Here is a 13,773-nt window from a genome sequence, read left to right as displayed (position 1 = left end):
ACATCTACGACCCGGTCGCCAACATCGTCGCCTCCTGCAACTACGCCGCCAAGACCTACGGCTCCATGGACAACGTCAACTCCGCATACTGACCCGGAGTCGGCAAGGCGTGAAACCGAAGGGCGGCAGCACCACCAGGTGCTGCCGCCCTTCGGTGTATCTACCCCTGATGTCTGCTCCCGCTCGCGTGGCGCCGGTTTGGTCCAGACCTATTGACGCCTCAACGGCCCCGCCCTACCTTCTCGGCAAGCCGGGATGCGGGCGCGACGTGCGGTCGCCCGTGGCCGGTCCCGGGAGGGAGTCCCTCGTGAGGCGTCGCCTTTCGTGTCTGCTGGGGGCCGCCCTGGCCCTGGCCTTTGTCGCGCAAGTACCCGTCGCCGGGGCGGTGGGCGCGCCGCGGGACGACACCTGCGCCGTCAAGCCGAGACCGGCGGGCAAGGTTCTTCAGGGGTATTGGGAGAATTGGGACGGCGCCGCGAACGGCGTCCATCCACCCCTCGGCTGGATCCCGGTCACCGATGCCCGTATTCAAGGCCACGGTTACAACGTCCTCAACACCGCGTTCCCCGTCATCCGTTCCGACGGCACCGCCGTGTGGGAGGACGGAATGGACGCGACCGTGAAAGTCGCGGCCCCCGCCGAGATGTGTCAGGCGAAGGCGGCCGGTGCCACGATCCTGATGTCCATCGGCGGCGCGGCCGCCGGAATCGACCTCGGTTCCAGCGCGGTCGCCGACCGCTTCGTCGAGACAGTGGTGCCGATCCTGAAGGCGTACAACTTCGACGGCATCGACATCGACATCGAGACCGGTCTGACGGGCAGCGGCGACATCACCAGCCCGTCGGCCTCCCAGGCCAATCTCATGCGCATCATCGACGGCATTCTCGACCGGATGCCCGCGGGCTTCGGTCTGACGATGGCGCCCGAGACCGCCTATGTCACCGGAGGCAGCGTGGCATACGGCTCGATATGGGGCGCATACCTGCCGATCGTGAAGAAATACGCCGACAACGGCCGGCTCTGGTGGCTGAACATGCAGTACTACAACGGCAACATGTACGGCTGCTCCGGAGATTCGTACTCCGCCGGGACCGTCGAGGGCTTCACCGCGCAGACGGACTGCCTGAACAAGGGACTTGTCGTGCAGGGCACCACCATCAAGGTGCCTTATGACAAACAGGTCCCCGGACTGCCCGCTCAACCCGGCGCGGGCGGCGGCTATATGTCGCCGGACCAGGTCTCCCAGGTCTGGACCAATTACGGCGGCGCATTGAAAGGCATGATGACCTGGTCCCTCAATTGGGACGGCTCGCGAGGGTGGTCCTTCGGTGACAACGTGAAGGCCCTGCAAGGCCGCTGAAGCGGGTCGCGGCGGGTGCCGTGCGGGCCGGTGGATCCGGTGTCCGATCCGTGATCCGAGCACACGTCCACGGTCGCGTAAATCTGTGCGAAGATCCCTTTTCCCCGGTCCGCCCGGACCGGGGTCAAAGGGGAAACACGTGAAAGCAAACACGCTGAGAATCGCCGTCGGCGCGGTATTGGCAGCGACCGTCACGACGGTGCTCCTGCCCTCGGGCGCGGACGCGAGCGAAGCGAAGTCCGCGGACAGCAAGACCGTCAAGTCCTTCGGCCGCGTCGCCGACGCCGTACTGGAAGAGCGCACGGCCGCGCTTGTGGACAACCGCTCCACGCGGCGAATAGCGGCCCCGTCGCTCCGCGACGGCAATGTGAGCGTCTCGTCCGGTCTGGCCCGCAGTGAGGACAGCGCGCTGTCCTCACTGCGCACCCGCAAGGCGAAGCTCGCCTCCCTGGGTGAGGCGTACACCGGTTCCGACACCCAGGTGTCCGTGGACAGGACCCAGGTCAAGAACGGGCGCGCCACCGTCGAGGTCACCGAGACCACGACGCTGACGTACAAGAAGGTCCGTGGCGACGAGCCCACGACGACGGGCTTCAAGGCCCACCACGAGCTCAGCTTCTCCGGCAACAAGAAGGGGAAGTGGGAGCTGACGGGCATCAGGCCCACGGACGGTGGCCCCCGGGCGATCAACGAGCCCCGCACCGCGGTCGCCGCGGACACCGGGGTCGCCCCCACCGGGACCCCCGCCGACATCTCGTGGCCCGCCCCGTCGAAGCCGAAGAAGATGACCGGCACCGGTTACAACTACGCGGCCATGGCGGCCTACGCGGAGAAGTACTGGCGGAACTACAACCCGGACTACCGGCAGTTCAACGACGCCGGCGGTGACTGCACCAACTTCATCAGTCAGTCCCTCAAGGCCGGCGGCTGGAAGAACGTGCCCGGTTCGTATTCCGACTACCACAACTGGTCGTACGGGCCGTCCGGGCAGACGGATTCCTGGGTGGGTGCCAACGAGTGGGCGTGGTTCACGCTGTCGTCCAAGCGGGCGTCCAACCTCGCCAGCGTCTATCAGATGGATGTCGGCGACATCCTGCAGATGGACTTCGACGGCGACGGGTCCAAGGACCACTCGATGATCGTCACTTACCGGAGCCGGATGGGCGTCCCGTATCTGACGTACCACTCCACGAACACCTACCGGAAGTCGGTGGCGAGCATCATCGCCTCCAACCCGGACGCGGTCTACTACGCCTACCGCACCTGATGAACCGATGGGCCCCGGCCACGGACCGGGGCCCATCGCGCGGTGGATCTCAGTGCCCCAGCCGCGAGAGCGCCTGCTGGGGATAGCGCGTTCCCGACACGGAGCCGTCCGGTACCGCTCGCCGCAGCAGCTCGGTCTGCTCGGCGGTCAGGGAGATCTCGGCCGCCGCGGAATTCTCGGCGAGATAGCGGCGCTTCTTGGTGCCGGGGATCGGGACGATGTCCTCCCCCTGCGCGAGAAGCCATGCCAGCGCGGCCTGCGCGGGAGAGCATTCCAGCTGTGCGGCGACACCGCGCACGGCGTCCACGAGCGCGAGATTGCCGGCGAGATTCTCCTCGGCGAAACGCGGCCAGCGCCTTCGGTTGTCCCCCTCGGCGAGATCGTCGCGTGAGGTGACGGATCCGGTCAGCATGGCGCGCCCCAGCGGTGAATACGCCACGACGCCGATTCCCAGCTCCCGGCACACCGCCAGCATTTCCCCCTCCACGACATCGCGCGTGAAGAGCGAGTATTCCAACTGCACCGCGGTGATGGGATGTACGGCGTGCGCCCGGCGCAGCGTCCGCGGGCTGACCTCGCTGAGCCCGAGGAAGCGTACGTCACCCGCCTCGACCAGCGCGGCCATCGCACCGACGGTTTCCTCCACGGGGACCTCGGGATCGCGGCGGTGCGCGTAGTAGAGATCGATGTGATCGGTGCCGAGACGGCGCAGCGAGGCGTGACACGCGGGCCCGACGTACGCCGCCGAAGTGTCGACGTCGCCCACCCGCCCTGTCGCCGCGTCGTGCCGCAGGCCGAACTTCGTCGCGAGCACCACCTTCTCGCGGCTGCCGGGCCGCTCGCGGAGCCAGCGCCCCAGCAACTCCTCGTTCGCACCGCGCCCGTAGGCGTCCGCGGTGTCCAGCAGGGTGACCCCCGACTCGGCGGCGAGGTCGAGCGTGCGCAGCGACTCCGCGTCGTCCGGAACGCCGTAGGCGACCGACATCCCCATGCAGCCGAGACCGATGGCCGATACCTCCGGGCCCTGCCTCCCCAGCACGCGACACTTCATCCGCTGTTCTCCCCCTCGGCTCGTGGCTCCCGGGAAGCCTGACCCTTTTCCGGGCCCGCCGCAACCTCTCGATCATGCTTCCGGGGCATCGTTGCCCGCCCCTTCCGGGCCCGGAGCCGGCTGAGCGTCACACAACCACCCGGACCATGGCGGCCGTGAAACTCCGGGTGCCGGACGGTGCCTTCTTCCCCGAGCGGGGCGAGGCGTCCGGCGGGGATCTCCCGCAGGCCCCGCCGGGACGGCGCCCCTCGTTTTCCGCCCAGGAGGACCGGGCGCATCTGAGTAGGGTGCTGAGTACGAACGCTCAGGGCGGAGCCGGGTTGCGCGGGGATGCTGGGTTCATGATCACCTCCGCCCCCGCCGGTCCGCCGCAGCCGCCCGCCCCCGCCCCCTTCCCGCCGTACCCGCCGCACCCTCCCGCGCGGGCGCGCGAGCGCGGGACCGTCGTGGCCGCCGTCGTCGCGGCGCTGGTCCTCCTCCTGGCCGGCGGCAGCGCGGCCGCGTGGTGGCTGACCCGGAGCGAGGACGGGTCCCCGTTCGCCGGGCGGCCCCGGGTGACGGACGGCGCGGCGGGGATCTCGTACGCGATACCCGAGGGCTGGGAGGCTAGCCAAAAGCGCCTGATCGATGCCTTCACCTCGTCGATCGGGACGAAGCGCGCCGAGGGCACGGGCGGCGTCGTGCTCGTCGGCAAGGCCGGGGACGTCCCGGAGCAGGGCCTGAAGCGGACGGCGGAGCGAGCGGCCCGGTCGAACGCCGAGTTCTTCTACCCGGACGGCGGCTCCACCCTCGAGGAGACCCGGCCGACGACCGTGAGCGGCCGCCCCGCGCACACGGTGGCCCTGCGGGTGAACGACGGCAAGGGCGCCACCGCCCACCTCCGCATGACCGTCATCGCGGCACACGAAGGGCACGGGGCCTTCCTCCTCGGCATCACCCGGTCGGCCGACCCGGCCGCGCGGCAGGAGATCGACGCGGTGCTGGAGAGCGCCTCGGTGACCTGAGCCGACCGGACGCGTCGGTCCCGCACAGCCCGGCAGCGGACCGTACGGTGGCCGTACCCCGGTCCATGGAGGAGCCGCTGCCATGACGGTTTCCGTCGTCCTGTTCACCTCGGACCTCCGGCTGCACGATCACCCGCCCCTGCGCGCGGCTCTGGCGGGCGCCGACGAGGTCGTGCCGCTGTTCGTCCGCGACGACGCCCTCGCCGCCACCGGCTTCGCCGCGCCCAACCGGCTCGCCTTCCTGGCCGATTGCCTGGCCGATCTCGACGCGGGGCTGCGCGCGCGGGGCGGCCGCCTGGTGGTGCGCTCGGGCGACGTGGCCGGCCAGGTGCGCGCGGTCGCCGCCGAGGCCGGCGCCCGGGAAGTGCACATGGCGGCCGGCGTCAGCGGTTTCGCCCAGCGCCGCGAGCGGCGCCTGCGCGATGCCCTCCGGGCGGACGGCCGCCGCCTGCGCGTCCACGACGCCGTGAGCACCGCGCTGCCGCCCGGCGCCGTGACACCGGCGGGCTCGGACCACTACGCGGTGTTCACCCCGTACTTCCGCCGCTGGTCGCAGGAGCGGCCGCGCGACGTCATGCGCGCCCCACGCGCCGTACGCGTCCCGGAAGGCATCGGCTCCGAACCGCTCCCCGCGCGCGAGCACGCCGGCGGTGTGTCACCGGGCCTCGCGACCGGCGGCGAGCGCGAAGGCCGAAGACGCTGGACGGCCTGGAAGCGCCGCGGGCTCGCCGCCTACGAGGACCGCCACGACGACCTGCCGGGCGACGCCACCTCCCGGCTCTCCCCGCACCTGCACTTCGGCACGCTCTCGCCCGTCGAACTCGCCCACAGCGCACGGGCGTCGGACGGGCCCGGCGCCGCGGCCTTCGTCCGGCAGCTGTGCTGGCGCGACTTCCACCACCAGGTCCTCGCGGCCCGCCCCGACGCGGCCACGGCCGACTACCGCACCCGGCACGACCACTGGCGCACCGCGAGCTCCGCCCGGGAGGAGATCACGGCATGGCAGGAGGGGCGCACCGGCTACCCCGTCGTCGACGCGGCGATGCGCCAGCTGCGCCACGAGGGCTGGATGCACAACCGCGGCCGCCTGCTGACCGCGAGCTTCCTCACCAAGACGCTGTACGTCGACTGGCGCGTCGGCGCCCGCCACTTCCTGACCTGGCTGGTCGACGGCGACGTGGCCGACAACCAGCTCAACTGGCAGTGGGTGGCGGGCACCGGCACCGACACCCGCCCCAACCGGGTCCTCAACCCCGTCGTCCAGGGCCGACGCTTCGACCCGGACGGCGCGTACGTACGCCGCTGGGTGCCCGAACTCGCCGGGATCGACGGGCCCGCCGTGCACGAACCGTGGAAGCTGCCGGCGGCGGAACGGGCCCGGTACGACTACCCCGAGCCGCTCGTCGGCCTCTCCGACGGCCTGGCCCGCTTCCAGCGGGCCCGCGGGCGGTGACGGACGGTCTCTCCGTGCGGCGCCCGGCGACCGGTGCGAAGGTTGAGGCACCCGACGGAAAGGCGCCGCACCCATGCCCGCACCACCACCGCGACCCGGACAGCTGTGCCTGGTCACCGGCGTGACCGGATACATCGGCGGGCGGCTCGTGCCCGAGCTGCTGCGCGCCGGCCACCGTGTGCGGTGCCTGGTCCGCGACCCCGGGCGGGTGCGCGATCAGCCCTGGGCGGCCGACGTGGAGGTGGTCCAGGCGGACGTGACCCGCCCCGGCACCCTGCCGAAAGCCTTCGAGGAGGTGGAGGTCGCCTACTACCTCGTCCACGCGCTCGGCACCGGCCGGGACTTCGAGGAGACCGACCGGCGCGCCGCCCGCGCCTTCGCCCGGGCGGCCGAGGCCGCGGGCACCCGCCGCATCGTCTATCTCGGCGGCCTGGCCCCGGCGGGCGTCCCCGAGACGGACCTCTCCCCGCACCTGCGCTCCCGCGCCGAGGTCGGCCGCATCCTGCTGGCCAGCGGGGTGCCGACCGCCCACCTGCGGGCCGCGGTGATCATCGGCTCCGGCTCGGCCTCCTTCGAGATGCTGCGCTACCTCTCCGAACGCCTGCCCGTCATGGTCACGCCGCGCTGGGTACACACCCGCATCCAGCCGATCGCGGTCCGCGACGTCCTGCGCTACCTCGTCGGCGCGGCCGGCCTCCCACCGGACGTCAACCGCGACTTCTGCATCGGCGGGCCCGACGTGCTGACCTACCGGCAGATGATGCAGCGGTACGCGGTCGCGGCCCAGCTGCCGCACCGGGCCGTCATTCCCGTACCCGTGCTCTCCCCGGCCGTGTCCAGCTACTGGGTGGGGCTGGTCACCCCCGTGCCGCACACCATCGCCCGCCCGCTGGTGGAGTCCCTGCGCCACGAGGTGGTCTGCGGTGAGCATGACATCGCCGCGTACATCCCCGATCCGCCCGAGGGCCTGACCGGCTTCGACGGGGCCGTACGCCTCGCCCTCCAGCGCATCAAGGACGCGGACGTGAGCACCCGGTGGTCGTCCGCCGCCCTGCCGGGCGCGCCCAGCGACCCGCTGCCCTCCGACCCCGACTGGTCCGGCGGCAGCCTCTACCAGGACCGGCGCAGCCTGCGCGTCGCCGCGGACGCGGCCACGCTGTGGGACGTCATCGAAGGCATCGGCGGGGAGAACGGCTGGTACTCCTTCCCCCTCGCCTGGGCCGCCCGGGGCTGGGCGGACCGCCTCCTGGGCGGCGTCGGCCTCCGCCGGGGCCGCCGCGACCCCCGGCGGCTGCGGGCCGGCGACGCGCTCGACTTCTGGCGCGTCGAGGACATCGTCCCGGGCAGGCTGCTGAGACTACGGGCCGAGATGCTGCTGCCCGGCCGCGCCTGGCTGGAACTCACCGCCACTCCCGACGGCCCCCACCGCGCCCGCTACGAACAGCGCGCCCTCTTCCACCCCCACGGCCTGGCGGGGCACGCCTACTGGCACTCGATCGCCCCCTTCCACACCCTCGTCTTCGGCGGCATGGCCCGCAACATCGCCCACCGGGCGGAGTCCCTGGCGGGCGCTACGGGTGAGGAGCCGCCCCGCGACCGTCGCGCAGCCAGGAGCCGTCCGGGCCGGGGGTGACGTGGGCGGCCTTCCAGCGGGTGACGATCTCGGTGCGGGGACCCACGAGCTCGCTCTCGAAGTACTCCTGGAGGCCCGGCAGGCACAGCCTCTTGCCGCTGTGGAGCCGGACCTCGAGGTGGTAATAGGAGCGCTGGGTGCCGCCGCCGTGCTCCCTGATGTGGATGCCGGCGATGCTCAGCCAGGGGATGAACCGGCGACGGAGAATACCGCGGGTGCGGATGCCCTCGGGCGTGGTCCATGTGCGCCAGATCACGGCGAGGGAGTAGAGGGGAGTGAGCGTGAGCAGCATCATCCCGAGCCCGAGCATGAGGTCCGGGCTCGGGTAGTTGGCGACGCCGGTCTCGCGGAGACTGCCGTCGAAATGGCTCACGTAGTGCGCCCACCCGGGGCCGAAGGTCACCCAGAGCAGGCAGAGAAGCCCGCAGAGGGTCATCAGGGCGCACGTGATCCACTGGCCCTTGCTGACGGGGATCCGGTATTCGTTCACGTCCACGGCGGGAGCGTATGCCATGGATATACCGGCTTTGCGCCGGTATCGCCTCAGGCCTTCCTGACGACGCTGGACTTGAGCTGCATGGCACCGAACCCGTCGATCTTGCAGTCGATGTCGTGACCGTCATGGCCGTCGACGAGCCGGATGTTGCGCACCTTGGTACCGGCCTTGATCCCGCCCGGGCCGCCCTTGACCTTCAAGGTCTTGACCACGGTCACCGTGTCCCCGTCGGCGAGCACATTCCCGACCGAATCCCTGATCACGGCGCCTTCCCCGCTCCCGGCCTCCTCGGCCGCGGGCGACCACTCGTGCCCGCACTCGGGGCAGATCAGGAGGGTGCCCATCTCATAGGCGTAGGCACTGGAGCACTCGGGGCACGGGGGCAATGTCTCGTTCACCGGGAAAGTGTATTTCAGCGGGGAGGGTGCGAGTGAGCGCCGAGGGGGCCGACGTGCACTCACTCGTAGACGGTGGCCGCTTGCAGGGCCCGCGCCAGGAAGGTCCAGTCGCCACCTTCCGGAAGTTCCTTGCCGAAGTTGCTGTACCAGCCACTGGAATCACTGGTCCAGGCGGCGAGCGCCTGGAGGAACCGGTCGAGAGTGCCGTTCTCCCAGGCGTGACCACGTCGCAGGTAGTCCTCATGGAGGCCGCGGATGAAGGCGGCGAGCTCTTCGCGGCTGCGGATCTCATCGTCGGGAGTCAGTGGCATGAGCAGGAACGTAGCGTGCGGCCGGGGTGAGAGCCACCTGCTTTCGTGGGACGGCCTCCGGGCCTCGGTAGCGGGGTCAGGTTCCGTGGGTGGCGGTGTCCAGCGTGCCCGTGGGGCCGGGTGAAGGCCCTTCGTCCATCGCCCCGTGGGCGAAGGGCCGTTGGTCAGCGTCCGGCGCGGCAGCCGCCGTTGGCCGGGTTCGCCAGAGAGGGGATGGCGTCGATCGCGTTCTCCCAGGACGATGGCGGGAGGTCGACGCGCACGATTGGCCCACCAAAGTCAGACAGAGGCCATGTATGAGCCGGAATATGAGCATGCCAGGCATACGATCCGGCGGTCCGCCGACGGTCACGTCCGAAGCGCGTGGGCCCGCCCGTCCGCCGGAGCCGGCTGATGCGGGGCGCGGGACGCCGGCAGCTCCCGGCACCGCCCGATGGGGGAGAAGAGGAGGATCAGCGCCGCCAGGGGGACCCCCGCCGTGGTGACCCACATCGCCGCGCGGATGCCGAGCGCCGTGCCGAGCGTGCCGCCGAGCAGAGCTCCGAGAGGGATCGTCCCGTAATTGAGGAACGCGCTGGTCGCGGTGAGGCGGCCGAGGAGCCCGGGCGGGCAGTAGTGCTGCTGGAAGCTCGCCTTGACGACGTTTCCGGCCACGACACCGGCGGAGACGCAGAAGCCGCCCGCCACGTACAACCAGACTCCCGCTCCGCTGGTGGCCAGCGGGATGAGCAGGGCGAACGTCGGCAGTCCCAGCTCGAAGAGCAGCGTCGCGCGGGCCGTGCCGACCCGTCCGGCGACGCGGCGCGCGGCGAAGGCGCCGACGACGCCTCCTGTCCCGGCGACCGCGATGAGCGCGCCGACCGCCCCCGGTTCCAGCCCGACGCTCCGTACGAGGAAGACGACCAGGATCGACTGGTATCCCATGAGGGCCAGGTTGGAGGCCGCGCCGAAGAGTGTCAGCGTGCGGAGCCAGGGGTCACCCGCGACCAGCCGCAGCCCCTCACCCACCTCACCGATCAGACCGCCCGGGCGACGCGCGGCCCGCGTGCCGCGTGGCTCGCGGTGCCGGATTCCCGACAGGCACAGCAATGACACGAGAAACGTGGCAGCGTTCGCGAACATCCCGTTCACCGCCCCCGCCGCCTGCGCGATCAGGCCCCCGGATCCGAGCCCGGCGATCTGCGCGGCGGACGCGCTGCCGTGCAGTTTGGCGTTGCCCTCGGGCTGATCCTCCGGTTCCAGGATGCTGGGGAGGTAGGCACTGTAGGCGGTCTGGAAGAACACCGCGGCCGTGCCCGTCAGCAGCGCGACGGCCAGCAGCAGGCCGATGCTCAGCAGACCGGCCCGGGCGGCGACCGGGACGGCGGCAAACAGTACGAGGGAGACCGCCGCGGCGGCCAGCATGATCGGCCTGCGCCGCATCCGGTCCACCCAGACACCGACCGGCAGGCCGATGACCAGCCAGGGGAGCCAGGAAGCCGCCGTCAGCAGGGAAACCTCGAACGTGCCCGCACGCAGGGTGGATACGGCGACCAGCGGCATCGCCACCCCTGTGACGGACGCACCGAACTTCCCGGCGGTCTCCCCGCACCACAACAGCCGGAAGTCACGATGGCGGCCCAGCAGGCCACCCCGTATGCCCCGGCTCATGAGGTGCCACGTCTCCTGCGGGGAAAGGACTGTAGTTGCACGACGACGGGCAGCGCGTCCGGATCCGGGGCGACGCGGGCGTGACGGTCGATCACGGCAGCCAACTCGGCGTTCAGCGCCGCCAGCTGATCAGGCGTCATGCGTATCTCCGACCAGTCCGCGATGGTCCCCGCATTGCGCCAGCTGTCGTCCCAGTCCTCGCTGAGGTAATTCGTGACGCGCCCGGTGTACTGCTGCACGAGTTCGTGCAGGTAGACCGACAGGGCGCCACGAGTGTCGGGATCGTCGCGGAAGTCGGTGGTGTTGAGCTCGTTCGCCACTCCGGCCGTTCGCCACCAGCGCTCGCGCTTGGTGCCCCGCCCGGTCTCCTCCTCGATGAAGCCGTGCTCGGCGAGGTGCCGCAGATGCCAGCTGACGGTGCCGGTGTTCTCCCCGAGCCGCTCACTGAGCCCGGTGGCGGTGGCGGGTCCGTCCAGACGCAGCAGCTCGAAGATACGCATCCGCAACGGATGAGCCAGCCCCCGCAGACTGCGCGCGTCCATGCGGCGGGTGGGCCTGGGGGAGGGAGGTGACGTGCTCTCAGGTTCGTCGGACATGGTGACACGGTAGGTTGCAGAGGACCCTCTGCATAGAGTTCTCTGCAAGGAGGTTCCATGGCGGCCGCCCTGTGAGCGATCTTCGCCCGTAGATTGGCCGGATGACGGAAGGTATGAAGGCCACGGCGATACCCCGGCCTTGGCGGCAGCGGAAGCGCGGGCGGCACGCCGCCCCGAAGCCGGGCGCGGGTGGCGTGACGCGCTCCTCCATGCTGATGGCAGGGGGGACGGTGGTGTCCCGGGCGACGGGACTGATCAGACAGGTGCTCCAGACGGCCGCGCTGGGCACCGGCCTGCTCGCCACCACCTACAACCAGGCCAACACCGTACCCACCAGCCTGTACTTCCTGTTCATCGGCGGAGCCCTGAACTCCGTGCTCGTGCCGCAGCTGACCCGGGCCAGGGCGGAACACCCGGACGGCGGGCTCGCCTTCGAGCAGCGGCTGGTCTCCCTCGTCCTCTGCGTGCTGGGCCTCGGCACAGCCTTGGCCGTATGGGCCGCCCCGCAGATCGTCAGCCTCTATCAGAGCGATACACCGGACAGCCACGCGGCGTTCGAGCTGACCGTGACGTTCGCCTGCTTCCTGCTGCCGCAGATCTTCTTCTACGGGCTCTTCAGCATCCTGGGGCAGGTGCTCAACGCCCGGAACAGGTTCGGGGCGATGATGTGGACGCCCGTCCTCAACAACCTCGTCCTGATCACGATGTTCGGGATCTACGTGGGGCTCATGACCGTCCCCGGACGCGTACAGGACATCACCGGGACCCAGGTGACGTTGCTGGGCGTCGGCACCACGTTCGCCCTGGCGGTCCAGGCGCTCGCCCTGATCCCCTTCGTCCGCGCCTCCGGCTTCCGCTTCCGGCCCCGCTTCGACTGGCGGGGGACGGGCCTGCGCAAGAGCGTCGGCTCCGCCCGCTGGACACTGCTGTTCGTGCTGACCAACCTGGCCGCCGGCGCCGTGGTGACCCGCTATGCCTCGGCTGCGGACCAGGCCCTGCCGCAGGGCGGCGTGGGCTTCACCGCCTACTCCAACGCGCAGACGATCTGGATGCTGCCCCAAGCGGTGGTCACGGTCTCGCTGGTCACAGCCCTGCTGCCCAGGATGAGCCGGGCCGTCGCCGAGCAGCGCCTGGACGACGTACGCGGCGACCTCTCGCGCGCACTGCGGATCAGCGGCGTCGTCATCGTCCCCGCCGCTTTCTTCTTCCTCGCCTTCGGGCCGCAGACTGCACAGTTGCTGTTCGCCCACGGCGCCGCCGACCCCGGGTCCACCCGGCCGCTGGGCCACATGCTCCAGGCGTTCGGGCTCGGCCTGATCCCCTTCTCGGCGCAGTACCTTCTCCTGCGCGGCTTCTACGCCTTCGACGGCACCCGTACGCCCTTCCTGACGGCCGTGTGGATCGGCGCCGTCAACGTCGCTCTCGCCACTGGGTGCCACCTGCTGCTCCCCGCGCGCTGGGGGGTCACAGGGATGGCCGCGGCGTATGCCGTCTCCTATGCCGTCGGCCTGCTCATCACCGCCCTGAAGCTGCGGCGCCGACTCGAAGGCCGACTGGACGGCAAGCGCCTGTGCCGCACTTACGGCAAACTGACGGCCTCCGCCGTATCGGCCGGTGTGCTCGGCTGGTCCGTCGCCCGCCTGTGTTCCATGAACCTGACCTCGGCGACTTGGGCTCCGGCCACGTCCCTGGTCACGGGCGGCCTCACGATGGCGCTGCTGTTCCTGCTGCTCTCCCGCGCCCTGAAGGTCGGCGAACTGCGCCGCCTGCCGGGTATGAGGTGACCTCTTCGGATTCGGACGGCCGGGGGCGACTCACACCCAGTCGTTCTCCGGAACAGCCGCCCGGAGCGCCGCGCCTCCGCCCCTCAGCAGCGGCAGGCCATGGGCCACACACACCGTCTCCACGTCCAGCGCGGCCAGCCGCCGGAAGGCGGCGACGGCCTCCGCCCTGTCCACGTTGAACGGGCCGAGGACCGCCCGGCCCTCGGCGGTGGCGATGGTGTCGCCCGGGAACAGCACGCCGCTGGTCGTGAGACGGAGCGCTGCGGCGCCCGGCGTGTGGCCGGGAGCGTGCAGGACGCGGACGGGTTCGGCCCGGCCGTCGAGGGTGTCGCCGTCGCGCAGTTCGACGTCCACCGGCACGTGTTCCAGCGGAGGCAGACCCGCATCGGCGAGGCCGGCTGTCGCCTGCTCATGGAGGCCGCGTTCCGCGGCGGTGAACACCGGCTCGGGGCCGGGTGTGGCGCCGCTGATGAACGGGGCGTCCCCCGCACCGGCCAGGACGCGGGCGCCGGTGGCCGCGACGAGGTCCGCGGCGGAGCCGATGTGGTCGAGGTGGAAGTGGGTCAGGACGATCTGCCGTACGTCCTGAGGGCGGCAGCCGAGCCGTCCCAGGGCGTCCAGGATCGCCGGCGCGGACCCCGGCACACCGGTGTCGATCAGGGCGTATCCGTCCGCCAGTCGTACGGCGTGAACGTGCCCGACGGGGAAGGGCAACAGCCAGACAGCAGAGGTGATCTGAACAGGTTCCATGCCGCGACGCTGAACGGTGA

General features: G+C 71.0%; 13 protein-coding genes and 1 pseudogene. 7 read left to right on the top strand and 7 right to left on the bottom strand.

Translation table 11 applies throughout. The features are described from left to right. From ACZ4A5_RS17110 to ACZ4A5_RS17100, 3 genes and pseudogenes are all read left to right on the top strand, one after another. A pseudogene (locus tag ACZ4A5_RS17110) lies at positions 1 to 92 on the top strand (transglycosylase SLT domain-containing protein); the annotation flags it as partial. Positions 93 to 307: 215 nt separating this feature from the next. Further along, entirely contained in the window at positions 308 to 1,360 is a 1,053-nt protein-coding gene (locus ACZ4A5_RS17105) for a chitinase (protein ID WP_467583835.1), read from the top strand. A gap of 139 nt (positions 1,361 to 1,499) precedes the next feature. Further along, positions 1,500 to 2,627: an amidase domain-containing protein gene (locus ACZ4A5_RS17100; RefSeq protein ID WP_467583832.1), complete on the top strand. Its 1,128-nt coding sequence runs from the start codon at positions 1,500 to 1,502 to the stop codon at positions 2,625 to 2,627. 49 nt (positions 2,628 to 2,676) lie between these two features. Here ACZ4A5_RS17100 and ACZ4A5_RS17095 read toward each other — a convergent pair whose 3' ends face one another. Continuing rightward, complete coding sequence (locus ACZ4A5_RS17095) at positions 2,677 to 3,678, bottom strand: aldo/keto reductase (RefSeq protein WP_467583829.1); 1,002 nt, start codon at positions 3,676 to 3,678, stop codon at positions 2,677 to 2,679. A gap of 341 nt (positions 3,679 to 4,019) precedes the next feature. Between ACZ4A5_RS17095 and ACZ4A5_RS17090 the strand changes: the two genes are divergently transcribed. The 3 genes from ACZ4A5_RS17090 (at position 4,020) to ACZ4A5_RS17080 (ending at position 7,768) form a co-directional block, all read left to right on the top strand. Further along, the gene (locus ACZ4A5_RS17090) at positions 4,020 to 4,682 is read left to right on the top strand and encodes a hypothetical protein (protein ID WP_467583826.1); all 663 of its coding nucleotides are present in this window, start codon (positions 4,020 to 4,022) and stop codon (positions 4,680 to 4,682) included. A gap of 82 nt (positions 4,683 to 4,764) precedes the next feature. Beyond that, positions 4,765 to 6,135: a cryptochrome/photolyase family protein gene (locus ACZ4A5_RS17085; RefSeq protein WP_467583823.1), complete on the top strand. Its 1,371-nt coding sequence runs from the start codon at positions 4,765 to 4,767 to the stop codon at positions 6,133 to 6,135. Between the two features lie 73 nt (positions 6,136 to 6,208). Beyond that, positions 6,209 to 7,768, top strand: a complete 1,560-nt coding sequence (locus ACZ4A5_RS17080) for an SDR family oxidoreductase (protein ID WP_467583821.1) — start codon at positions 6,209 to 6,211, stop codon at positions 7,766 to 7,768. Here ACZ4A5_RS17080 and ACZ4A5_RS17075 read toward each other — a convergent pair. From ACZ4A5_RS17075 to ACZ4A5_RS17055, 5 genes are all read right to left on the bottom strand, one after another. Continuing rightward, the gene (locus ACZ4A5_RS17075) at positions 7,707 to 8,264 is read right to left on the bottom strand and encodes a PH domain-containing protein (protein ID WP_467583818.1); all 558 of its coding nucleotides are present in this window, start codon (positions 8,262 to 8,264) and stop codon (positions 7,707 to 7,709) included. The two genes, ACZ4A5_RS17080 and ACZ4A5_RS17075, sit on opposite strands and share 62 nt — an antisense overlap. A 47-nt stretch (positions 8,265 to 8,311) precedes the next feature. Beyond that, complete coding sequence (locus tag ACZ4A5_RS17070; protein ID WP_467583815.1) at positions 8,312 to 8,662, bottom strand: zinc ribbon domain-containing protein YjdM; 351 nt, start codon at positions 8,660 to 8,662, stop codon at positions 8,312 to 8,314. Between the two features lie 59 nt (positions 8,663 to 8,721). Next, a complete protein-coding gene (locus ACZ4A5_RS17065; protein WP_398874672.1) occupies positions 8,722 to 8,973 on the bottom strand; it encodes a DUF7660 family protein in 252 nt (83 codons plus the stop codon). A 348-nt stretch (positions 8,974 to 9,321) separates the two neighbouring features. Next, the gene (locus tag ACZ4A5_RS17060) at positions 9,322 to 10,623 is read right to left on the bottom strand and encodes an MFS transporter (RefSeq protein ID WP_467583812.1); all 1,302 of its coding nucleotides are present in this window, start codon (positions 10,621 to 10,623) and stop codon (positions 9,322 to 9,324) included. Continuing rightward, the gene (locus tag ACZ4A5_RS17055) at positions 10,620 to 11,219 is read right to left on the bottom strand and encodes an ArsR/SmtB family transcription factor (protein ID WP_467583808.1); all 600 of its coding nucleotides are present in this window, start codon (positions 11,217 to 11,219) and stop codon (positions 10,620 to 10,622) included. Before ACZ4A5_RS17055 ends, ACZ4A5_RS17060 begins: the two co-directional genes overlap by 4 nt. Positions 11,220 to 11,320: 101 nt before the next feature. Between ACZ4A5_RS17055 and murJ the strand changes: the two genes are divergently transcribed. After that, positions 11,321 to 13,003, top strand: coding sequence for a murein biosynthesis integral membrane protein MurJ (murJ, locus tag ACZ4A5_RS17050; RefSeq protein WP_467583805.1), 1,683 nt, complete (start codon positions 11,321 to 11,323; stop codon positions 13,001 to 13,003). A 30-nt stretch (positions 13,004 to 13,033) separates the two neighbouring features. Here the strand turns inward: murJ and ACZ4A5_RS17045 are convergent, their stop codons facing one another. Continuing rightward, positions 13,034 to 13,753, bottom strand: a complete 720-nt coding sequence (locus ACZ4A5_RS17045) for an MBL fold metallo-hydrolase (protein ID WP_467583802.1) — start codon at positions 13,751 to 13,753, stop codon at positions 13,034 to 13,036. Positions 13,754 to 13,773: the final 20 nt, after the last annotated feature.

The sequence above is a fragment of the Streptomyces sp. NPDC025618 genome (assembly GCF_055558795.1).
Note: the sequence above shows the minus strand (reverse complement) of the source record. Positions and strands in the feature narration are given on the sequence as shown.

Excerpts from the sequence above, each read along its gene's own strand:
- ACZ4A5_RS17095 (WP_467583829.1), bottom strand. The coding sequence starts at position 3,678 with ATGAAGTGTCGCGTGCTGGGGAGGCAGGGCCCGGAGGTATCGGCCATC.
- ACZ4A5_RS17090 (WP_467583826.1), top strand. The coding sequence starts at position 4,020 with ATGATCACCTCCGCCCCCGCCGGTCCGCCGCAGCCGCCCGCCCCCGCC.
- ACZ4A5_RS17085 (WP_467583823.1), top strand. The coding sequence starts at position 4,765 with ATGACGGTTTCCGTCGTCCTGTTCACCTCGGACCTCCGGCTGCACGAT.
- ACZ4A5_RS17080 (WP_467583821.1), top strand. The coding sequence starts at position 6,209 with ATGCCCGCACCACCACCGCGACCCGGACAGCTGTGCCTGGTCACCGGC.
- ACZ4A5_RS17065 (WP_398874672.1), bottom strand. The coding sequence starts at position 8,973 with ATGCCACTGACTCCCGACGATGAGATCCGCAGCCGCGAAGAGCTCGCC.
- ACZ4A5_RS17060 (WP_467583812.1), bottom strand. The coding sequence starts at position 10,623 with ATGAGCCGGGGCATACGGGGTGGCCTGCTGGGCCGCCATCGTGACTTC.
- ACZ4A5_RS17055 (WP_467583808.1), bottom strand. The coding sequence starts at position 11,219 with ATGTCCGACGAACCTGAGAGCACGTCACCTCCCTCCCCCAGGCCCACC.
- murJ (WP_467583805.1), top strand. The coding sequence starts at position 11,321 with ATGACGGAAGGTATGAAGGCCACGGCGATACCCCGGCCTTGGCGGCAG.
- ACZ4A5_RS17045 (WP_467583802.1), bottom strand. The coding sequence starts at position 13,753 with ATGGAACCTGTTCAGATCACCTCTGCTGTCTGGCTGTTGCCCTTCCCC.